The sequence below is a fragment of the Cytobacillus sp. NJ13 genome (assembly GCA_030348385.1).
In the GTDB taxonomy this organism is placed as follows: domain Bacteria; phylum Bacillota; class Bacilli; order Bacillales; family Cytobacillaceae; genus Cytobacillus.
This window is the reverse complement of record JAUCFP010000006.1, coordinates 2,761,426-2,782,884: the sequence shown is the minus strand read 5'-3', so window position 1 is coordinate 2,782,884 and position 21,459 is coordinate 2,761,426. Positions and strand designations below refer to the sequence as shown.

The following is a 21,459-nucleotide window of genomic DNA, read 5'->3' as shown; positions in this document are numbered from 1 at the left end:
TCTGTGTTAAATTACTTCAAATTGGTGCTTTTCCAAATTAATAACGGAAGGCATCTTTTTTGCGTTACAAAAAAACTAGCTTGTTTACGATTTACAGCAAGATTTGGAAAGTTTCTTTACATTTGTGATGGTATCCTTCTTATTAGAATAACAAGTTTATTAACATATATAGGTAGTAAGACACTAATCAACGTCGTCACTGGAGAGTTTTTTGATTGGCACGAATATATGATAGGAGGTATCAAGGTTATGAATATCATCAAACACATGAATAAGTTCAATATCGGATTCCTCAGTTTCTTGTTTTGAAATCTTTAAAAACCTTGCGAAGTCAGTAATAAAGACTTCTCCAATATCCAGTAGATCACCATTGTATTTAAACTTCGCACTAAAGAATTGTTGAACTTCTACTGTGAAAAAATTTGGTTTATTGATATTTAGAGTTTGTGGAATCCCGACTAGTGCCTTGAACTTAGTCGAGTTTGGCTGGCAATTGGAGTAGATGACATAACAGGAACTACTGATTGTTTCATCAATGCAGTTTACGAGCATTCTCGAATAGGCTCGAATCTTTTCTTTAAAATCACTTCTGGCTAAGTCAACTTCAAATGCTATCCCACTTATTTGAGTAGTTTTGAAATTTGTGAGTGTAAAGTCGGCAACGATATCTCCATTAATGTTCTTAATTGGTCTTTTAATTACTGGTGGAATGTCTTCTAGAGCTATGGTCGTTCCATTCTTTCGTAAAGAGCTCGGCGCAATACCATATTGGCTTTTAAAGGCGCGGGCGAAGGACGATGGAGTTCCAAAGTTTAGTTGATACGCTATTTCTGTTAATGATAAGTTTTCATTTTGAATGTATTGAACAGATGCATTTAATCTTCTTGATAAAGTGTATTGGTTTAATGAACAGCCCATTATTGCAGAGAAAAGTCTATGAAAATAGTACTTAGATATATTGAAGGAATTTGAAACAGACTCCAATGTTAATGGCTGTTGCAAATTATTTTCGATATACAATAAGGATTTTTCAATTACCTCATAGTGTTCCATTCAACCACCTGATTTCAGAAATTTTAATTAATTATACCTAATTTACTATAAGACGTTTGATTCTTCAATAACTAGGGTCGTTTATAAAATTTGTATTTACTTTAGGAGAAAAAAATTGGAGGGAATCACATGAGTAATAAAAAACGAAGAATTATGGGAAAGAGTTTAATGCGATGGGTAGGTCTTTTGGCAATATTGGCAGGGATTTTATATATATGTATACAGTTTATTCACCCAGAGGATCATATATCTTCAGTTAGCACAAGCTTATGGGTTGTCATTGCATGCACTACCAGTATTATGTCTCTATTCAGTCTGATAGGAATTACAGGAATCTATACAAGACAAGTGGTGGAAGCTGGCTTGACTGGGCTGATTGGTTTTATTTTATTTAGTCTATTTTGGTTAATTTCTATGATTTTTAGCTTTAACGAGGCTTTTGTTTTACCATTGCTTACAACCGAAGCTCCGAAGTTTGTAGAGGGAATAGTAGGGATCTTTGGTGGAACCACAAGCAAAGTGAATCTTGGTATTTTCCCATTATTAGCACCGATTGCGGCGATTCTGTATGCTCTTGGTGGACTCCTGTTTGGAATCGCAACCTTTCGTGCGAGAATCTTTCCACGCATGGCAGGTGCTTTACTTTCCTTCGCGGCCGTGGTTACCTTTGCTGCCGCTGTAATTCCCCATCCATTCGATAGGATATTGGCAGTACCGATGGGATTAGCCCTTATTTGGTTGGGATATGTTCTTTGGTCAGAAGGTAGGAGAATCAGCGCTGATTGATTTTTATATATTCTCTTAATAATCTGTACTTAAATTATTTTATCATTGCAAATAAATATAAATTTAGTTTAGAGAAGACTATTAAAGTAACGGATTTTAGTTGAACAAGAACTCTCATTTTAAACAGGATCATTTACTGCGCAGTACAAAGGTACTATGCATTCAATGGCAGTTTAGTGGGGGAAGGAAATAGAACATTTTTGGTAAATTTCAGTAATTGAAGGGTAAATAAAGAAGAAATCTAATGATACTAAATAATCTAGAAAGAAATATAATTAAAAACGAGCTCAAAGAGGCAATTAAATTGGTCAAGGAAATTGGAGAAAATAAGATTGAAGAAGCGGTAGACATCCTAGAATATCATCTTCTTGATACTGAAAATCATCTTCTTAGAAACTCAATCGCTATAGCCCTAGCATAAGCAAAAAAGTGTTTGGGAAAGGGTGTTGAAAATGGCTACATTAGTGAGAATGCTTGAAAAAGGTGAAACACGAATGGACCCTATTAATCAAAAGGTATTTGGAAATGAGGATTGTAGTCGCTATTTCCGCATGGAGATACGAACGCCTGATGGAAAAAGACGTATTTACAGGCTTAAAGCTGATTCCAAAAAAGTAGCAAGGTGTGAAGCGGGGGATGCTATTCATACCATGAATGAATTATTCAGATCCAATAGTATTACTAAAATTGTCATTGTGACAGCTCTTTTTATTTAATGATTGTGAAGTAATGCACTTAAACTCCCTCAGTTTAATACGATTATCTTCCGAATGCTCGCTTATTCGCAGGATTTCATCCACCTAGGATTACATTTAATTTAATGTAAGGAGTAGATTCTGGACATTTGGCTACGTGAAGGCATAGTTAAATAGAGGAGTAGGGTTATACTCCATATTTTACCATATCATGTACTTCTCCACGCCGCCCCTGGAGGCTTTCCCTCCCATGTCTCAACGGGTCAATCGCCCTCTCATTCCTTCGTCATGCCTATCCAAGGGGTGGAGGCCAGTCTAGCTAACGGAATGGGTCAGTGCCCTTTTGTTTAAGTAACCTGGTACTCCGTACATATTTGAAATCCTACGAATAAGCCAACACTCGATCTAATTTCTCTTCGGAAAAATATGTTTAAACTAAGCTGCCAAATCTGTTAGGGGTTGAACTTTTTCTGGACAATACGGTTCGTTATTGCGTGCTATTCCTACAAAAATCCTGGCCAATTTACCAACCAGTTTCATTATTGATTTCATCTTTTTCATTTTCTTAACCTTCACATTATTGGAGTGGATAGCCTTAAACTCAGCGTTGTTTACCACCAGGCTGATAGTGGCCAGGTAAAGGAAACGCCTGAGTCTTGACCTTCCGCGTTTTGATAAGACAATTTGTCCTTTCCATTTCCCAGAACTAGCTTCAGAGAGATGGAGCCCAGCGTGGCGGAGTAAAGAATTACCGTGCGAAAACCCACTTAAATCTCCTGCTTCACCTAAAATACCGGCTAAAGAAATATCACTAATTCCCTTGATTTTAAGCAGTTTATCGGCGAAAGGGATTTTAAGAAGTTCCTTCTTGATTGTCAGCTCGACTCTGTTTAGTTGTAGAACCGCAAGGTCATACTCTTCGAGTAATTGTTCCAGATGAAATTTATAGGCCCCTATGGCTTGCCGTGTACCGACAGATTTCCTGGCTACATTGAGAAGTAAATAGGCTTTCTTTAACCCTGGCTGCCTTTTCATGAGTGATTTCCAACCGGCAACGATCTTATCTGGCTTCATGGAACTCAGTTCCATCGGAGTTGGAAAAAGCCGTAGTGTGGCGATTGCCCCTTTTGCGGTAATGTCTTTAAAGACTTGCCTGAGTTCGGGAAAAACAATGTCCACCCAGCGATTTAATTGATTAATAGAGCTTACAAGCCTTTTAACAACAACATCCCGGTTAGACATGAGAACCCTAAGTTTTTCAAAAGGTTCAGAAGCATGTCTCACATAGGAGTAGTAACCATTCTTCACCATATCGGCTATGACCAGGGCATCTTTCTTATCACTCTTTGATTGCGTATTATCACGATTTTCTTTATTCCTTTTAACCAAATGTGGATTAACTGTTACTACCTCAATATTTCGCTTTATCAGCCATTTTGAAAGGTTAATCCAATAATGGCCTGTAGGTTCCATTCCGATAATGGATACCTCCAATTTATGTAATCTTTTAATATTATTAATCCAGTTTAATAGGGTCGAGAAACCGTCTTCGTCGTTTTGAAAAGTGATTGGATCTCCTAGAACAATTCCACGAAAATTGACAGCCCTGGCTACATGGAATTGTTGGGCAATATCTACTCCAATTACAAGATGCTTGGCAGAAATTCTTTCGATTAGTTGATTTTGTTTGTCCTGCATTTTAAACTTCATAGTAAGGGTTCCTCCTAAGGTTTGAGTTAGAGTGGTGTCTATACTCATATCTTACTGAGGAGCCCTGTTTTTATCAAAGCTCAAATTTAGTGATCTACAGGAATGCTAACGGGGGCTTATATTAAAGATCAGCTGCTGAATCAGGCAGCTTTTTCTTATTCAACAAAAGGGGCAGGTTAGTGGAATAAGGAAATAAAAAGTGAGATTATGGAAAAAGGGTAATTAAGTAGCAAGGTGGTGTATCTCATTTGAAAGTTAAGGAGAGGAGATTTGCAGTAGGGATTTTTACAGTTATTCTTTTAATAGCTATAATGGTGCTTACTACTCCTACCAAGGATGAATTTGATAAATGGATATTAACAGAGAATGGAATTGTTTGTAACAATATAGGTTGGAATGAAGAATGTACAAAAGACAATCAGATAATATGGAGTAGTTCTTCGCATTTTAGAAACGCTGCCATATTTGCCTCCTATGAGTCGGATTTTGAATTTCAAAACGGTGAGCAATTCACCTTTAGAATTCTAGGGATATTTGGTACTTTCTTTAAGATGAAGGACGGAAACATTTGGGGGATATTAAACTAAATTATTTATTGCACAACTTTATGTTTAAGATTAGCCGCCGACCAGGGGCTTTTTTTAAACTAAATGGCAGGTTAGTTTAAAAATGAAAAAAGGAAAATAAGGTAATTAAATTGAATATCAATATAAATAGTTTAAGTAAGAAAGGTATATTATGCTCAATATTTCAACACTAATTTTAAGTTATTTGATTGGTTCAATTTCATTTGCTTTGGTTGTCGGTAAACTATGCTATAAAATCGATATTCGAGGTTATGGCAGTGGAAATCTTGGTGCAACCAACACCTATAGGATACTTGGAAAGAAAGCAGGACTAATTGTTGCAATTGCTGATTTATTAAAAGGTACATTTGCTTGTTTACTTCCCCAAATATTAAACTCTACGGTCAACCCCATTATATGTGGTTTATTAGCCATATTGGGACACGTATTTCCTATTTTTGCAGGGTTTAAAGGCGGGAAAGCTGTTGCGACAGCAACCGGAGTTTTATTATTTTTGACACCTTTAGGTACTTTGACTGGCTTTGTGGTATTTATATTAACTTTGATAATGTCTAAGTATGTTTCACTAAGTTCAATGTTAGCTGGAGTAGGAATATTTATTTACAGCCTTATATTTGAGGATAGAGTCATTATTGCCCTTTCATTATTTATTAGTGTATTAGTGATAATTTTGCATAGGAAAAATATCAAAAGAATAATAAAAGGAACTGAAAACAAACTATGGTAATGAAAAACAAGTATTACAAAAATCACAAGTTATAAGTATAAAAGGAGATTGTGATGAGTTATTCATAAACAATAGGGTGTCTATGTTCAAGCTCAGCTGCCAAATCTGGCGGCTTTTTTGTTCAACAAACGGGGCAGTTTAGTGCAATAAGAATTTACATTACTTTTGCCTAATTTGAATATAATGGAAGTAAAAAAGATATTGGAGGGGTTTTATGAAGCTAGTAGGGGAACAAATTTATCTTCGACTTTACAAAACTCTTGATGCCAGCGAGTTAGCTAACTTACATACTAGAAATCGAGAATTTTTCCAACGAGTTAGCCCATTACTTCCGGAAGCCTTTTATACTGAAGAACATCAAAAAATACGTATAGAACAGGCATTAAAAAAGACAGATGAAGGGCAGTTGTATGCTTTTGGTATCTTTTTAAAAGCAACTGATAAACTTATCGGAGACATTTCATTAACTCAAATTGTTAGGGGAGTGCTCCAAAGCTGTTATACCGGATTTACTTTAGATAAGGAGTATAATGGAAAGGGCTATACAACAGAAGCTCTTCAACTTGCTGTAGACTTTGCTTTTAGAGAATTAAAACTACATAGAATTGAAGCAGGAGCTATGCCTGACAATACAGCATCTATTCGTGTATTAGAAAAAGTAGGGTTTAAAAAAGAAGGTATAGCTAAAGAAAATATAAAGATTAATGGCAAATGGACAGATCATCAAATATTAGCTATCATCAACAGCCTGGATGTGTAAGCTCATTTCACTTCCGATATTATATAGAAGTCACGCGCGAGACGGCCTTCTTATACATTTTTAAAAATTCACCACTTAAGCTAACGGGTGCTTGAGTATAACAAAGAGTCGGAGCTGCGACGCTTTTTCTTGTTCCACTATTGATGGAGTTTAGTTGGAAAATTACAGAAAATAAAGGAGTATTTGGTTTTAAAGCTCAGGGTACTCATATCAAATCGGGATGTTTGGACTTGGAGGGATTCAGGGAACGGGAAACCAAAAGTTTAGTTGGATACATATCGACGATCTGTTTCAAATCGTTCTCTTTTTGAAAGATAAAGAAGAACTAAGTAGTGTTTTTAATTGCTCTTCCCCACAACCTGTTAGTAATCGTGAATTAATGAAAGAACTAAGAAAAACGATGAATGTTCCATTCGGTTTACCTTCGCCCAAATGGATGTTGGAGATTGGCTCACTGATAATTAAAACAGAAACAGAATTGGTGTTAAAAAGTCGGTGGGTTCTTCCAGACCGGTTAGAACGTGAAGGTTACACGTTTACTTATAAAACACTTGATAAGACCTTGCAAGACATTCTAATGTAGTGAAGTGTCCTATATACAAATCAATTTAACAAAAAAATTAATGCACAAAGTTATATAATAGAGTGCATTAATTGAAGAAACGGCTGCCAAATTTGGTGGCCTTTTCTTATAATACTCCCATGAAAATTAAAAAAGCTCAAAATCCAGAAAAAACCACAACAAAACAGACCCAGTAAAAACGCTTTTAAAAAAAGGCTGAGCCTTATGAGTGATCTGATTGAGTTTGGTAAAGCGTTAAACAAAAACTTCCAATCATTGCAAATTAAGTAGAGGCTAGCGCGACGACCAAAAAAGGATTAATCTCCCATGAGTGCTACCATTAAGGGCGCAACAGTCGGTTGTACACCGTGGTCGTCGGAGTCAGACTAACGGATGGGCTCAAAGGCACCATAGTGCAACGACCTTTTTCGCTAGCCATTAAAACATTATCGACAAAGAGACCAATTTTCATTCTCTGTGGTGAAGCGCTGATTTTTGCGCTTCATGGATGGCTAACTGGGGCTAGAGTTAAAGATGGGGACTGCTGCGGCAATCACTTTTCTTATTCCACTAACGGACAGGTTAATGTAAGGATGTATAGATTAAAATTGTTCGGGTGAAAGGAACCAAATGGAAAAATGCTAGGAATGACGTGGCAGCTACTAATGTCGAGAAATTATTCGATAAGTGCGTACAGGTAAACAAAAAAACAGAAAAAACAAAATATTCTTTTTATTTTTAAAAATGTGTGCTAGAATAACTTTATAATTGTATACAATTATTTTAAAGGCGGTGAACCAATTGAATGAAAGAGCAAAAGTCAGTCGAGTCTCGACGAAAGATATTGCACATAAAGCGTTGAGAGAAATGATCATCAAAGGTGAATTGGAACCGGGTCAACCAATTGCGGAGGAAGAGTTAGCCAAAGAGCTACAGATCAGTCGAACCCCTCTTAGAGAAGCACTTCAGATCTTGGAACTGGAAGGATTGGTCAATCGCAGTTTAAACGGCCGAATGAATGTGGCGCCGATTTCGATCCAAGAAGTGAAAGAAATATTTGTTATCCGTAGCAACTTGGAAGGGATTGTCGTTGAAGATGCCATTGATAATATCACGCAAAAGGACATTGACCAATTAACCCATCTCATCGAATTACTCAAAATGGCGATAAGCCTGGAAGATTATGAGACAATCGATCGATTTGGTAAGCAATTCCACGAATACATTTATACGGTGAGTGGCAACAAGATGGCGGTCAAGTTCTTGTATCAGCTCAACAGCATGATCAACCGGTACAGGCGATTGGCACACAAAAGTATTGGCGATACAAAACAATCCGTAAAAGAACATAAGATGATCCTTCATTACATCATCCAAAAAGACAAGATCAACGCAGTAGAAGAAATGAAGAAACATATTTTAGGTTCGTTGAATCAAGCCATCAAGACGGTCGAAAAATACGAACATACCCAATTCTAACAAGAGAAAGGTACAGATTGATACAGATTGCGAACCATATGAGAGGAGGAAGAGTTCATGTCATATGCAGTAATGGGCGGTGGAAATACAGGGCAGGCCATTGCAGGATATCTGAAATTGAACGGAGAAAGCGTGAAATTGTATACCCGTGATCCACAGAAAGCTGAAAGAATTTCTACACAAGGGTTGGAAGTGAAAGGGATCTATTCGGGGCACGTCGATTTAGAGGCATCGACCACCATGGATCAGGTGATTGCAGAGGCCCAGTTTATCATTGTATCGACGACGGCTATAGGGCATGAGACGATTGTCAATCAAATTAAACCGTTCTTGCAACCCAATCAAACCATCATCTTTTTTCCAGGCTACTGGGGTGCACTAGAATGTGAACGAATTCTGGGCACTGATTTGATTACAGAAAAGAACATTACAGTGGCTGAAACGAGTGCCATGCCTTTTGTCAGTTTGGCCGATCAAGCCGGTTCTGTTGCGATCACTAAAATTAAATACAACGTACTAATTAGTACGTTGCGTAAAGAGAACCAGATTGCTCCATCGTTTATGGAAAGGTTTCCGCAATTGATTCCTGGAGAAAGTGTATTTGAGACTTCCTTAAATAATACCAATGCGGTGATTCATCCTCCGATCACCCTGTTTAACGCGGCAAGGATTGACGCATCCGAGAGATTTCAGTACTATCCTGACGGAGCATCTCCCTATTCCTGTAACTACGTAGAAAAGATGGATAAAGAACGACTGGAAATAGCAAGTCGTCTACATGTCGATCTTCAAAGTATTTTGAATATGTTGAATGAATTTTATGATTCCGATTATCCCACGTTATATGAAGCTTTGCCTGGCTTGTTCCCTACTGGATTAGGTCCTACGACACTCGATTATAGGTATCTGACAGAAGACATTCCTTTTGGACTTGTTCCGATTTCAGAATTAGGGAAAATCTTAGGGGTGGCAACCCCGTATACCGACTCTATCATCAGCACGGCATCTTTACTTATGAACAGCGACTATAGGCAAGTAGGGATTCGCTTTCAGGGGTTGACCGAGGAGAATCTACGGCGGATGACCATGGTACAGCGCATATAGGATTTGAAATAAAGCACTTGGGGAGGTAGAGATTATCTTACACGTTAAAAACTTGCATGTTTCATACAACCAAAAAGAAGTGTTGAAAGGTATTAACCTATCGGTCGAAAAAGGCGAGGTTGTATCGTTTATTGGTCCGAGTGGAACAGGGAAAACGACCTTATTAAAATGCATCAATTACTTAGAAAAACCCCAACAGGGCGAAATTCAAATCGGAGATCTGCGTCTCAATTATCAAAGTTTATCCAAGCAAGACACCCTAAAGCTTCGCAGGAAAACCGCCATGGTGTTCCAGATGTTCAACATTTTCAAACATAAGACGGTCATCCAAAATGTAATGGATGCTCAAATAGCCGTTCAGAAAAAGTCCAAAAACGAAGCGTATGCCATGAGTTTGAAACAATTAGAAAAGGTAGGTCTTAAAGATAAAATAAATGAATATCCGTCTCGCTTATCGGGAGGACAATTACAAAGGGTCGGCATTGCACGTGGCTTGGCGCTTGAACCCGAGTTGATTTTGTTTGATGAACCTACTTCAGCTCTTGATCCCGAATTAGTAGAGGAGGTATTGAAAGTAATAGAAGATGTAGCAAAGTCCGGTATGACAACGCTTCTTGTCACCCATGAAATGGACTTCGCAAAGCGGATTTCCGACAAAGTGGTCTTTATGGAAAATGGTCACATTGTGGAAGTGGGAACGCCTGAACAAATCTTCGAGAAATCAGTGAATGTGAGAACAAGGCAGTTTTTGAAGAAGATCTATGCAGAGCAAGACCAACAAAAATTAAACACTAAGGGTGGTTGATGAGAATGAAGAAAGTGTCAATTTTAGTAGCTGCTTCTGTACTGGGTTTATCTCTCCTTACTGCATGCAATTCCACTGACAAGTCACAAGCTGAGAGCACTGGGGATTCAGGCGTAAGAACAATCAAAGTGGCGACTGGCCACACGTCAAAACCATTGAGCTGGGTCGATGAGAACGGCGAAGTGACGGGTTATGAGCCTGAGGTGATAAAAGAACTGGATAAAGTGCTTGAAGACTATGAATTTGAATTGTCCGGTGTGGAAGATTCAGCGGGTGAAACAGGAGTAGCTACTGGAAAGTACGACATGTTGGCAGGTGGTCTAGGGTTCACGGAGGAACGTGCAGAGCAATATATCATTCCTTCAGAATCGAGTGGTCGTGCCCTAATCAAGATTTACGTGGCAGAAGATAGTGGAATTGAGAGCATTCAAGATTTGGTAGGGAAGAAAATTTCTCCTCTATCCCCAGCGGGTGCCACATATAAAACCGTTAAGGATTGGGAAGAAGAAAATCCTGAATTTAAGCTAGAGTATGATTTGGCTGATGTGGGAATTCCAATCGCAGATCGACTAAAAGAAGTGGCGACTGGCAAATATGATGCGTTGTTCTATCCATCGAGTTACGGACAAATCGAAATCATTGAAGATCAAAATCTACCTGTTGTGGGATTAGACCCAGTCAAAATTATTCCTACGTTCTTTATGATTCACAAATCAGAGGAAAATGAGGAACTGAAACAGGCCATCGATGAAGGTCTAAAGGAATTGGCAGAAGCAGGCGTGCTTTCTGAGTTGTCTACTGAATTCTACGCAGAAGATGTGTTTCAATACGATTGAGGCTTTTACATGAACGTCTTGGTTCGAGTCAGATAAGGTCATAGTGAATATCTCCGGATCGACTAGAGCACATCCATATTCTCTCGTTTGGTTGAATCCCTTGAGAATATGGATGTAGACTAAGACTAAAAACATAGTCATGACACCGTCATGTACAGAAGAGATATTCATTAGAGAAGGGAGAAATGACGATGGAAACGGGTATGCAAGGATTACTAATGGAGTTTCTTAAAACGCTTCCGATCAATATTATCATCATCATCTTGTCGGCTGCGCTTGGGTTACTATTTGCTGTGCTATTAACGTTTGTGCGACTAAAAAGAATTCCCGTCATTAGTCAATTAGCCGATTTGTATGTATCTTTTGCGCGAAGTGTTCCTGGACTGATTTTACTATTTATAGCTTACTTTGGAATTCCAAAAGTGTTACCTCTCATCGGTTTGGGCACATATGATATAAGCCCGATGCATGCTGCTATTATTTCTATGGGATTTTATCATTCTGGTTATATTTCTGAAGTGTTTCGACCCGCTTATCTCGCCGTTGAAAAAAGTCAACATGAAGCTGCAGATAGCTTGGGGTACACACCAATGCAAAAGTTTTTCCGAATTATTCTGCCCCAAATGGTCCCTGTTGCTCTCCCGGGATACGGCAATGCCTTGGTTTACTTGATTCATGATACGTCGCTGATCTTTGCAATTGGCATCGTGGATATTATGGGAACCGCAGAATTGTTTATCTCACGATCTTACGGTATTAATCAAATCCTAATTTACTTTATCATTGCCTTGATGTTTTCGGCTATGTGCTTCGCAACGGACGGATTGGTTAGAAAACTGGAGAAAAGAGTGGCCATTCGATAAAGGTTTAACCATAATAAGCAGGGGGGATTAACATGTTTGATTTAGAGGCTTCATACGAAATGTTTTTAGGGATATTGGGTGTACTTCCTGAAACCTTACTCATAGCGATTACTATACTTGCATTATCCACCCTTCTAGGAGTGGTGTTGGCTCTGATACAACAATATAAAATCCCTGTGCTGGTTCAACTTACAAAATTATTTAAACTGTTTTTACGAGGGACACCTATGGTGGTGTTTTTATACTTGATGTATTATGCACTCCCTGCCATTGGACAGTTCATCGTTACACTTCTAGGTATCGATTATAATATGAACAATATGTCGCCTCTGGTTATTTTAATTGTCACAGTTAGCCTCACGTTGTCTTCCTTTCAATCTGAAATCATCCGAGGCTCATTTTTAGCGGTAGATCCGGGGCAAATTGAGGCGGCGCAATCCTTGGGCTATAGTTTTTCTCAAACGTTTACGAGAATTGTTGCCCCGCAAGCTTTTGTCCATGCCATCCCTGATTTCGCAAACTCTTTCACAGTGGCCATCAAAGCCACTTCACTCGGGTTTTTAATCACCGTTATTGATATCTTTGCACAAGCCAAAATTATGGCAGCCCAGAACTTTCGCTTTGTCGAGGCGTTCATGATGGTGGCACTCATTTACTGGGGAATCGGTATTTTAATCACCAAGTTCGCCGACCGCTATGAGAATGATGTGCGAATAAAATGAGCTCATGCCATCACACAAGCCCCATCCATACATATCCGTCCTTGCAGCCGCATGGGCGTTTTTGTATGCCTCTTTAAGTAGCAGTTACTCTTAATCTTGATTGATTTCCTACAGATTTTACACTCGTGACTACACCGTATACCAATTATATATAACAAAGGTATAGACCACATAGAGGACGAAAATCGAAGCGAAAGAGAGGAATGCGGGTTTCTTCGGTTTAGGTGAAACCACAGTAAAGATGAGATACGAGTACTCCGGCAAGTAGAGTAAGAGCGTGAAAGACAAGCAGTTCTAGGAGAGACGGCGCTTCAGACATGAACTTAATGGTGCCTGTCAGCCGGCGCACTAGGAGAGGTTGATGGACGACCACCAATCTCTTACAGTGAACCTTTAATAGAGGGTGAAATGGTTAAACTCACAATTGAATGTACAAGTGCTGAGACGATTGAGATTGATGAACAGAAAACCATTAATAAAGTAATAAGGAAATCAACCATTCAAGAAGAGAAGGTACACAAGAAATGGAGTTCGAAATTGGACATCGAGCTACAATTGAAAACAGTGATGGCGAGACAAAATCTTTCATTTTTTCAGCGAGGGGAAAGCCCTTGTGTCTGGATACTATATTCACTCAAACATTGATGATTTTTGCGGGAAAAAGTTTTGAACAGTTAGAAATTGATTGGTTTTTCCAAAGACCTTTCCTTTCAACTACCATGAAAATAAATTTCTTCAAGAAAAGAAAAATGAACACTTAAAAAGACCCTGCTCGATGGTTAAAAAAAGAGGAGAGAGTACATTAATGAGTCTATGGATTACGGTGGGCTGGATTAAGGTCAATATCAGTATTGACTCCTCTTAACCATTTTCATTCTCTGTGGTGCAGCATTATTTTGTGCTGTATGGATGGCTAACGTGGCAGGTTAATATAAAAAGGATTTTTGATTGAAAGTGAAGAATATTAAATAATTCCATCTTAAATACTTAGAGGATAATTTAAAAAATATTATGATTCGGGTAGAGGTGAAAGTCAATTATCAATTATCTTTCATCATTAATCATTCATCAAACATTATTAAAATATTGGTGAGGTGAAAATCGTTTTTAAGATTTCCGCACACAGAAAAAGTGGTAACCACTGAGAATAGGGATATGAAAAAGTAGGTTAAAATGCAGTTTGTACGCCATTATGTTCATTTTGCATTTAGCTGTTGATCAATAAGGTTTAGGCAGTGTGCTGTCGAGTATATGTTATACTTAAAAATTATTGCCTTTCAGAATATACTAAAAAAATGTACCTTGTAACGACAAATCATGACTGGATTTTGAATTGTATAAGTAAGGATGATCATGCAACTAACTATGCTCGGAAATGAAATAAAGTAGTAACTATCTATATAATTTGATATTTTTTTAAATAATTATCGTAAAGGAATGGCCAATATGAAATTAATTAAACGATTTATTTTAAACCGCCCTGCTGAAAAACGACTTGCATATTTTTATGGTATGGTTGCAACGGATGAACAGGTGTGGTTACTACGCGATGAAAATGGCGATCTATTATTCTTAGAAGATGACGGGGAATTTGCATTTTTACTACCTGTTTGGCCAAGCAGAAGCTTTGCTGAAATGAAGGCTGCCAATTTAGATGAGTCATACGAAGCGTTCAACATTCCACTTTCAAATTTTTTAGACGAATTACTAGTTGATATTGAAAATGACGGTGGTGCCACAGCGATTTTCCCCAATGAAAACGATACAACTATTCAAAAACGTGATGAAATAAAGGAAATGATTCGCAATTTATAGCAAAAGAAATGCTCACATTAAATAGGAAAGTGTAATGAGACCAGTAACGTATGTTATCTAACTAACGAGTGCAAGAGTTGAAGGTCCAGTGTTTCTTCTTCGAACGGGGGAGGTTGTTGATTAAGGATATAAAAAGTCTGGAAATATGGTAATTAAGCTGTATGAAAACAGAAAATAAAAATCGCCATTTAATTTAAAGGCGATTTATCCTATAAATGTTGTTTTATCATTTTTAAAATAAATAACCCTAAGAACATTCCTGGTATCGAAAAGAATATTGGTAAAAACACTGGACCGAGTAAAATCCCAACTATTTTTATTTTAGAAGAATAGATTAAACCTATCGTTACGAAATAGGCTGTAATAACGAAAGGCAGAAAGCTGAAAGGGGCAGTTGTCCCTTTAGCTTCTCTTATTGCATCCCACATTGCAAAAAAGTATAAGCAAGGATAAAACATAAGCCATTGGTAATTGGTTTTTTCAACAGCATTTCCAATATTCCCATGAAAACTGAACATAATCGCAAAGTTAAAGTTTGTTGTAACATTGATTATAACTTCAATATTATAAAGATAATACCTTTTATATATTTTCGGTTCAAGAGTTGAGCAAAACCTGGCAGTGCAATTGACCATAGTAACTTTTCTGATCTTTGTTCATGTATAAACATCAACTTTCTTATAGAGTAAACAGTTACATTAACCTTTTGCTAACCCTTTATGATCTGGGATTTGTAGAGGCTGTTCTAACCATGTATTTTTAATCATTATTTCGACGCCGTTTTTGGCAAATTGAGCAACTTCTGTTGTTAAGCGAACATAAGAAGATGCAATGTCTGACCTTAAGGATGATGCGGAAGCGGTAGCGCTAGCATAATTTGATATACTTGATGCAATGATTAAAGATGTATGAAACATGAGTAAATTATCGGGGATACGTTTTGTGCATGTAACAGATGTATTTGACGTTTTCCTTCATAGCTATTTCCAACTGCTTAACAATTTGAATAAAGATTATTAACAAGATGTTGTATGGGATTCTCGATTTGTAATAAATAGATAAAAAATGATGACTAAAAAAATTCCTTACGTGAATCCTTTTGAGCCATCATCTTAATCAACTAACAGTGTCGAAATTTAAATTGGTACAATTTGACCTCTAATCTCACCTGTTGGATTTTGTTCAGTATGAGCATTAACATAAGTTAATTCTTGTTCCATGAAATTTAATAAATCTTCTACAGTTTCTATACCTGCGTCATTTTCTACAATATCGTCATCCGTAATAATTCCTGTAACAACACCTCTTCTTGTCGTGATACCATTTTGTTCCTCAAGCGTTTCTAAGTCAGCACCAAAAAGAAATACTATGACAGGTCCATTTACACCACGTTTACCAGAGTGGATATGTGCTTGAATAAAGTTTTTAATGTTTTCAACTTCTAGTGCAAACTTTATCTTTGTTCTATTATTATTAGCTGCAAATTTTGCAAAACCAAAAGCATTAGTTTCTACAGGAGGGACTTCATTTTCACCTTTTAACCTTGCCTTAAAGAATTTTAGCATGTCGATCACCTTTCTTTCATGTACTTAATACAGTTTATGTAAGGTGATTTTGATTTGTATAGGTTGGGTAACTAAAGAACTTTTAGTTTAAACAATTGAATTTAAAATATTGATAATTGTGTAAATCAGCACTGTATTTTAGCAAAAATTATATTAATAACCTTAGAATTTGTGAACAGTACTTAAGCTAACGGGTGCGTTAGTTAAATAGAGGCTGCTAACAGCAGCCTTTTTTCTTGTTCCACAAACGGGGCAGGTTAGTTAAAGAAAAACTCATTCTTGAAATAAAAATTAAAAAATTGTTCAATACTTGTATGATAAGAATTAATTATTCAATTTTAAGGAGATGTTCCATTTTGGATATATTAGGTTTTATTACGTTGATGATAGCGGGCTTTACAGCTTGTGCTGAGTTTACTTCATACGCTTTAGTACATCCCGTTATCCGTCATTTACCTCAAAAGCAACATATATACTTTGAACAAGGTTCGCTGAAAACTTTTGGACTTATTATGCCTATATTAATGCCTGTAAGTGTAATTTTAACCTTGTCTTTCGCAGTATTTACGAAAGAACCTGGAATTATGGAGTATGCAAGCCGTGTTTCTTCTGCTGGAATGTTCATTTTAGCAACAATAATAACTATTAGATTTAACGTTCCTATTAACAAGGCAATCAAACAGTGGGATGCAGACAATCCGCCAATTGATTGGAAGGAGATAAGAAAACGATGGATGTTCTATCAATCTATTCGTTCTTGGTTACTTCTTATTGGCTTCGTGTTACTTTGTATATCAGTTACGATTTAATTATTTGACATTCAGTGAATTATACTTTTTATAAATTCCTAATTGAACAAACTTTTTATTAACAAACGGTCACGTTTCCACAGGACGTGTCTTTTTATTTGGGCCAAATTGTTGAGGATGAACTGGGAATGATAATGAAAAATCATAGTTAAGGAAACAATATGTAAAGACAAGGTAACAGATGATCCTGGAAATTTTCCTTTTTAGGGAGTGGATGGATGGACCTATTAACTTTTACTGAGGAATTTTTTGATTATATAAGGAAGTTTTTACTTTTAAAATTTACTTTATTTGCTTTGGTTCTCGTTACCTTTTCAATTGTCATAAACCGCATTCTTAATTGGTTCTTTAGGAAGTCTAATTTTTTTGATGAAGAGGTAGAACAGACGATACAAGGTGTAATCCGATCAATTTTTAGGTATGGAATTGCGATCAGCCTTGTTATTTATCTAATTAGTCAATTTGTAGATATAAAAGGTATTCTTGCAGGTGCAGGGATTGCCGGAGTTGTCATCGGATTTGCTGCACAGCAGTTGTTAAAAGACGTTATTTTAGGGTTCGCAAGATTAACGGATAAGGAGTTTCGTGTTGGCGATTTTGTTACTTTCAACGGGACAAGTTCAGGTACCATTGAGGAGATAAGTATTCGCTTTATGCAAATTCGTGAATGGTCGGGAAAGCTCCTTACCATTCCGCATGGTGAGATTAGAGCGATACAAAATTTTAATAAAGGCTGGATGCGGGTTATTGAACGGGTTACGGTAAGTTATCAGGAAGATCCTGCAAGAATAAAGCAATTGTTAGAGAAAGCAAGTGTTATCTGCAATGAAAAGTTAGATCATAGCCTATATAGGGTAGGGGGCGAGGCTGTTGAACCCTTTCAATATATTGGGATTACAGACTTAAATCCAAACCTTAAACATGTTGGGTACGAATTTTGTATTGTAGGTTTGGTTAAGCCTGAAGAGTATTTTGAAACTTCCAGGCAGGTAAGATTTGAACTAATGTCTTTATTCCATAAGAATCAAGTACAAATGCCAACCGCGAACATGTTCGTTCAAACTGAAAATTTGCAGGAGATTCTTGAGCAGCCTTCACCAAGTACGTAAAGAACCTAGCTGATTCAAGAGCCAAGAGGTTTATGAGTGTTTCTGGCAACTAACCGATGTTTGTTTTGGCAGTATGTTTATTAATTTTTTATGAATCGTTTTGCTCAAGGAAAAATTGTATAAGTGCTAATATTTATTCATATTTGTGAAGATATGCTTACTGCACTAACGAAGTAGTTGCTTAAGAAAAATTGATAGTTATGTCTTTGTAAGTGGATTAATCTTCCATGTGTGTTTCCCCTAAGGGAGCGACAGCCAGTGGTGCACCGTGGTCGTTGGAGTCAGACTAACGGATGGGCTCTAACGCACCATAGTTCATCGACCTTCCTCATTTCCATTCTCTGTGGTGGAGAGCTGGATTTTAGCGATTCATGGATGGCTAATGGGGGCGTTAGTTTAATAAGAAAGGACATAGCATATTAGTCATATAAAATATGTTATGTCCTTTAATTTATCTAACTTTTTTCAATTTAGGTCTTGATAACGTACAAAATTCGTGTTTTGCGGGCTTTACCTTATAAGTCAAAGATCACGAGAATAATAAACAAAAAAAGCCGATATTTCCTATATTAATAGCAAAAAGATTAAGGTAGTATGATACCTGTAGTTTGGAATTTCCAAAATAAAACAAAAGAGAGGAGTAAATTTTACAGTGAAATTTAAAGTATTTATCCATTTGCTGCTAGGGATTATGTTGGTTTTTGCTACTGTTACTCCAGAAATTGTCCTGGGAAAAGGGAAAGATAGGGGTAGCTCTACTAAAGTAGAGGCAGAGACATCACAAGTATCGGATCAAAATGCGAAACAGTTAATTAACGAGGCAATGGAACAAATTGAAGCATTTCCGGATCTTCAGGATGACCCCCAAAATCATAAACGAGTAGAATACGCGCTTTTTGAATTACAAGCAGCTGTTGACGGCAATTTTGAAACAAACAATGCGATAAAGTCCTCAGAGTTTTTTGACCACAGCTTGAACTCAGTGAATATCCTTGAAAACCACACTCAGACTCCATCAGATAAAAAAAACTCAGTCATCGACAAAGTTATTTCAGCAAACAGAATAGTTACTGATACACTTCTAACATTGCTTGAGAGCAATACAGAAATGTTCGATAAAAAAGATCAAAAACTGTTAGAGAAAGCCAATAAGGATTATGAAAAAGGCGTAGATTTTGAAACCAAAAAAAACAGAAAACAATCGATTCATTTTTACAAAAAAGCATGGACAAGCGCTCAAGAACTAAAAGAAAAAGCAAAGAGAATTCTTGATTCGGATGGAGACGGTTTACTGGATGAAGCAGAAAAGAAGTTAGGAACTAACCTGAAGGAAAAGGATACCGATCAAGACGGATTGCTGGATGGATTTGAAATTTTACAGCAGTATACCTCTCCGCTTAAGAAAGATACAAACAATGATGGGACGCCTGATGGGGAAGAGGATACCGATCAAGACGGCCTAAATAATATTAAGGAACAAAAAGCGGGCACCAATCCGGCCTTAAAGGATAGTGATGCAGATGGTTTGGATGATCATTTTGAATTGGAGGAATTTGGAACCTCCCCATTATTAAAGGATAGCGATCATGACGGGTTGGACGATGCCGGTGAATATCATGCTGGAAGCGATCCTCATAAAAAGGATTCGGACCATGACCGGCTATATGATGGGCTTGAAAGCTTTAACCAAACCTTTACCGAAAAAGAATCAGGTGCAGTCCTTGAAATCAGCGGAATAGGGGATCTATCACGAGCTGTTAAATTGATCAATGTTTCAGATCAATTGATTTTCCAAGATGTTCCTGGATCTATTTCGGAATTTGTTGATATCTCTGTAAATCGGGAATTTGAACACGCGACGGTTAAGATCCCGATTGAAAAAAGCGACATCCCGAATGGCGACCTTGAAAGTGTGAAAATGTATATTTATGATAAAGAAAAGCACACATTCACCCCCCTTGAAAAACAAAAAGTGGACGATGAAAAGGGATATATCATCGGAGAAACGACCCAATCTTCCGTCTTTACGTTGATCTATACACCGGAGTTGGAAGAGGCTCAGCAAAATGAAACTAGCAGCATAAAGGCAAGCGCAGCCGGTTTATCCTATACCATTACCAATGATCCAGAAGTCGATGATTCGGATGGCGATGGATTGACTGATGAAGAGGAACAGTCCTATGGAACCCTTGTGTACTACCATGATTCGGATATGGATGGTCTGGATGATGGAAATGAACTGGATATGGGATTCAATCCCTTTGAAGAAAATGCCGACGGGGATTCATATACGGATCTTGAAGAGTTTAATAACGAAACTGACCCAGATATCTACGACAAGGAATGGACCGATTATATTCAGGAAGTGGTGCTAGGGGCGTCGGTGAACGAATTTGCTTCTACTCTGGTAGATTGGGGCTGGATGGATGAGGAAACCTATGAATCCGTTGCCTTCCTGCTTGGACAAATAGTTGCTGGGTACCTTGGATATGGGGATATCGTGGAAGCTGTAGCTGAATTCACTCAAGCAGATGTCGGCGCCGGATTGTTCGCCCTCTTTGGCATTATTCCTGCTGTCGGTGATATTGCAAAGACCGTTGAAAAAGTCGTGAATTTCGTTAAACGGGTACCTAAAAACATCATCGCTGGGACCTATGAGATGATTCTTAAAAACTTTGCTGATCAACCAAAATTATTCTCAGCTATCCTTGATGCCATAACAGGCGGAGCATCTAAATCATTAAGAGATAGGGGGGCTTCTGATAAAATGGTTGCCCAGCTAGGGAAGAATGGGAATGATCTTAAACGAATAGCGAAGCTAACAAAAGCCAAATTTGGTGAGGAAACACTTGATGCAGCGCAAAAAAAAATCATTGACCAGAAGATTCGCGATCACTGGGGAACCAATCTGAAACCCAACAAAAGAGCGGAAGCGTTTGGTACCGAAGCGGCCATTTGGTACTACGAACTGCTGGGGTACAAGCTTTTATATGCCCAGCGGGATAAAAATCCAAGGGTGAAGGCGCGCACGGGTCCAGATATTATCATGAAAACCCCATCCGGCGAGCTATTCATTATTGAAGCCAAAGGCTCCCACTCTAAAAACGGGAAGCTGAATGATGGAAAAAAACGTGGGGTGCGCTTGGCCTCAAAAGTCAGCGGGCAGTACCGTCTATATTTATCGAGGGAATGGTTGACAACCAACAGCGAAAGATACATGGATAAATTTGAAGATGCTATCCGAAACAAAACCATATCCAAAGAAGAGAAAGAGGCCTATGATCTATTAAAAGATGTGATTGATAATGGGGCATCCTACAAGAGTTCAGTTGTGTATGGAGGTATTCGGGATGCCAAGTCTGTCATCGAGGCGGGGAAAGAAATGGATGACTACCTCGAAAACATTCTTAAGGATACCGACGCAATTGATTTTATTTTAATTCACAGCATTTAAACGAAGATTTCAGCAGGA

The 21,459-nt window shown here is 37.7% G+C and carries 20 protein-coding genes and 2 pseudogenes; 17 read left to right on the top strand and 5 right to left on the bottom strand.

The window, feature by feature from the left end:
- Positions 1–183: 183 nt before the first annotated feature.
- Positions 184–1,053: an AraC family transcriptional regulator gene (locus QUF73_13680; protein MDM5227254.1), complete on the bottom strand. Its 870-nt coding sequence runs from the start codon at positions 1,051–1,053 to the stop codon at positions 184–186.
- Between the two features lie 129 nt (positions 1,054–1,182).
- Here QUF73_13680 and QUF73_13675 point away from each other — a divergent pair, with 129 nt between their 5' ends.
- From QUF73_13675 to QUF73_13665, 3 genes are all read left to right on the top strand, one after another.
- Entirely contained in the window at positions 1,183–1,839 is a 657-nt protein-coding gene (locus QUF73_13675) for a hypothetical protein (protein ID MDM5227253.1), read from the top strand.
- A 244-nt stretch (positions 1,840–2,083) separates the two neighbouring features.
- Entirely contained in the window at positions 2,084–2,260 is a 177-nt protein-coding gene (locus QUF73_13670) for a hypothetical protein (protein MDM5227252.1), read from the top strand.
- A 31-nt stretch (positions 2,261–2,291) separates the two neighbouring features.
- Complete coding sequence (locus tag QUF73_13665; GenBank protein ID MDM5227251.1) at positions 2,292–2,555, top strand: hypothetical protein; 264 nt, start codon at positions 2,292–2,294, stop codon at positions 2,553–2,555.
- A gap of 414 nt (positions 2,556–2,969) precedes the next feature.
- On the opposite strand, the gene QUF73_13660 is transcribed toward QUF73_13665, so the two are convergent.
- Positions 2,970–4,244, bottom strand: coding sequence for an IS110 family transposase (locus QUF73_13660; GenBank protein ID MDM5227250.1), 1,275 nt, complete (start codon positions 4,242–4,244; stop codon positions 2,970–2,972).
- 248 nt (positions 4,245–4,492) lie between these two features.
- Between QUF73_13660 and QUF73_13655 the strand changes: the two genes are divergently transcribed.
- The 11 genes and pseudogenes from QUF73_13655 to QUF73_13605 all read left to right on the top strand — a co-directional run bounded on the left by QUF73_13655 (position 4,493) and on the right by QUF73_13605 (position 14,504).
- Entirely contained in the window at positions 4,493–4,831 is a 339-nt protein-coding gene (locus QUF73_13655) for a hypothetical protein (protein ID MDM5227249.1), read from the top strand.
- Positions 4,832–4,982: 151 nt separating this feature from the next.
- Positions 4,983–5,558, top strand: a complete 576-nt coding sequence (gene plsY / locus QUF73_13650; GenBank protein MDM5227248.1) for a glycerol-3-phosphate 1-O-acyltransferase PlsY — start codon at positions 4,983–4,985, stop codon at positions 5,556–5,558.
- Between the two features lie 214 nt (positions 5,559–5,772).
- Positions 5,773–6,318 carry a GNAT family protein gene (locus tag QUF73_13645; protein ID MDM5227247.1) on the top strand — a complete coding sequence of 182 codons (546 nt, stop codon included), beginning with the start codon at positions 5,773–5,775 and terminating at the stop codon, positions 6,316–6,318.
- A 223-nt stretch (positions 6,319–6,541) separates the two neighbouring features.
- Positions 6,542–6,901: pseudogene (locus QUF73_13640) on the top strand (DUF1731 domain-containing protein).
- Between the two features lie 780 nt (positions 6,902–7,681).
- Positions 7,682–8,359 (top strand): GntR family transcriptional regulator, encoded by a 678-nt coding sequence (locus QUF73_13635; protein MDM5227246.1) that lies wholly within the window; start codon positions 7,682–7,684, stop codon positions 8,357–8,359.
- A 57-nt stretch (positions 8,360–8,416) separates the two neighbouring features.
- A complete protein-coding gene (locus QUF73_13630) occupies positions 8,417–9,463 on the top strand; it encodes an NAD/NADP octopine/nopaline dehydrogenase family protein (protein ID MDM5227245.1) in 1,047 nt (348 codons plus the stop codon).
- Positions 9,464–9,497: 34 nt separating this feature from the next.
- Positions 9,498–10,268, top strand: coding sequence for an amino acid ABC transporter ATP-binding protein (locus tag QUF73_13625; GenBank protein ID MDM5227244.1), 771 nt, complete (start codon positions 9,498–9,500; stop codon positions 10,266–10,268).
- Between the two features lie 5 nt (positions 10,269–10,273).
- Positions 10,274–11,104, top strand: coding sequence for a transporter substrate-binding domain-containing protein (locus tag QUF73_13620; protein ID MDM5227243.1), 831 nt, complete (start codon positions 10,274–10,276; stop codon positions 11,102–11,104).
- A gap of 191 nt (positions 11,105–11,295) precedes the next feature.
- Entirely contained in the window at positions 11,296–11,967 is a 672-nt protein-coding gene (locus QUF73_13615; GenBank protein ID MDM5227242.1) for an amino acid ABC transporter permease, read from the top strand.
- 32 nt (positions 11,968–11,999) lie between these two features.
- On the top strand, positions 12,000–12,689 hold the full coding sequence (locus QUF73_13610; GenBank protein ID MDM5227241.1) for an amino acid ABC transporter permease: 690 nt from the start codon (positions 12,000–12,002) through the stop codon (positions 12,687–12,689).
- Positions 12,690–14,135: 1,446 nt separating this feature from the next.
- Entirely contained in the window at positions 14,136–14,504 is a 369-nt protein-coding gene (locus QUF73_13605) for a DUF2750 domain-containing protein (GenBank protein ID MDM5227240.1), read from the top strand.
- 209 nt (positions 14,505–14,713) lie between these two features.
- Here the strand turns inward: QUF73_13605 and QUF73_13600 are convergent.
- The 3 genes and pseudogenes from QUF73_13600 to QUF73_13590 all read right to left on the bottom strand — a co-directional run bounded on the left by QUF73_13600 (position 14,714) and on the right by QUF73_13590 (position 16,069).
- Positions 14,714–15,174: pseudogene (locus QUF73_13600) on the bottom strand (hypothetical protein).
- A gap of 28 nt (positions 15,175–15,202) precedes the next feature.
- Complete coding sequence (locus tag QUF73_13595) at positions 15,203–15,439, bottom strand: DUF3231 family protein (GenBank protein ID MDM5227239.1); 237 nt, start codon at positions 15,437–15,439, stop codon at positions 15,203–15,205.
- Positions 15,440–15,640: 201 nt separating this feature from the next.
- Positions 15,641–16,069, bottom strand: coding sequence for a CHRD domain-containing protein (locus tag QUF73_13590; GenBank protein MDM5227238.1), 429 nt, complete (start codon positions 16,067–16,069; stop codon positions 15,641–15,643).
- A gap of 356 nt (positions 16,070–16,425) precedes the next feature.
- Here QUF73_13590 and QUF73_13585 point away from each other — a divergent pair, with 356 nt between their 5' ends.
- The 3 genes from QUF73_13585 (at position 16,426) to QUF73_13575 (ending at position 21,441) form a co-directional block, all read left to right on the top strand.
- Positions 16,426–16,878 (top strand): DUF1772 domain-containing protein, encoded by a 453-nt coding sequence (locus QUF73_13585; GenBank protein MDM5227237.1) that lies wholly within the window; start codon positions 16,426–16,428, stop codon positions 16,876–16,878.
- 218 nt (positions 16,879–17,096) lie between these two features.
- On the top strand, positions 17,097–17,987 hold the full coding sequence (locus QUF73_13580) for a mechanosensitive ion channel family protein (protein MDM5227236.1): 891 nt from the start codon (positions 17,097–17,099) through the stop codon (positions 17,985–17,987).
- A 652-nt stretch (positions 17,988–18,639) separates the two neighbouring features.
- The gene (locus QUF73_13575) at positions 18,640–21,441 is read left to right on the top strand and encodes a hypothetical protein (protein MDM5227235.1); all 2,802 of its coding nucleotides are present in this window, start codon (positions 18,640–18,642) and stop codon (positions 21,439–21,441) included.
- Positions 21,442–21,459 lie beyond the last annotated feature (18 nt).

Bases quoted from the DNA above. Each gene is read 5' to 3' on its own strand.
- QUF73_13680 (MDM5227254.1), bottom strand. From the start codon at position 1,053: ATGGAACACTATGAGGTAATTGAAAAATCCTTATTGTATATCGAAAAT.
- QUF73_13675 (MDM5227253.1), top strand. From the start codon at position 1,183: ATGAGTAATAAAAAACGAAGAATTATGGGAAAGAGTTTAATGCGATGG.
- QUF73_13670 (MDM5227252.1), top strand. From the start codon at position 2,084: ATGATACTAAATAATCTAGAAAGAAATATAATTAAAAACGAGCTCAAA.
- QUF73_13665 (MDM5227251.1), top strand. From the start codon at position 2,292: ATGGCTACATTAGTGAGAATGCTTGAAAAAGGTGAAACACGAATGGAC.
- QUF73_13660 (MDM5227250.1), bottom strand. From the start codon at position 4,244: ATGAAGTTTAAAATGCAGGACAAACAAAATCAACTAATCGAAAGAATT.
- plsY (MDM5227248.1), top strand. From the start codon at position 4,983: ATGCTCAATATTTCAACACTAATTTTAAGTTATTTGATTGGTTCAATT.
- QUF73_13645 (MDM5227247.1), top strand. From the start codon at position 5,773: ATGAAGCTAGTAGGGGAACAAATTTATCTTCGACTTTACAAAACTCTT.
- QUF73_13630 (MDM5227245.1), top strand. From the start codon at position 8,417: ATGTCATATGCAGTAATGGGCGGTGGAAATACAGGGCAGGCCATTGCA.
- QUF73_13620 (MDM5227243.1), top strand. From the start codon at position 10,274: ATGAAGAAAGTGTCAATTTTAGTAGCTGCTTCTGTACTGGGTTTATCT.
- QUF73_13615 (MDM5227242.1), top strand. From the start codon at position 11,296: ATGGAAACGGGTATGCAAGGATTACTAATGGAGTTTCTTAAAACGCTT.
- QUF73_13610 (MDM5227241.1), top strand. From the start codon at position 12,000: ATGTTTGATTTAGAGGCTTCATACGAAATGTTTTTAGGGATATTGGGT.
- QUF73_13605 (MDM5227240.1), top strand. From the start codon at position 14,136: ATGAAATTAATTAAACGATTTATTTTAAACCGCCCTGCTGAAAAACGA.
- QUF73_13590 (MDM5227238.1), bottom strand. From the start codon at position 16,069: ATGCTAAAATTCTTTAAGGCAAGGTTAAAAGGTGAAAATGAAGTCCCT.
- QUF73_13580 (MDM5227236.1), top strand. From the start codon at position 17,097: ATGGACCTATTAACTTTTACTGAGGAATTTTTTGATTATATAAGGAAG.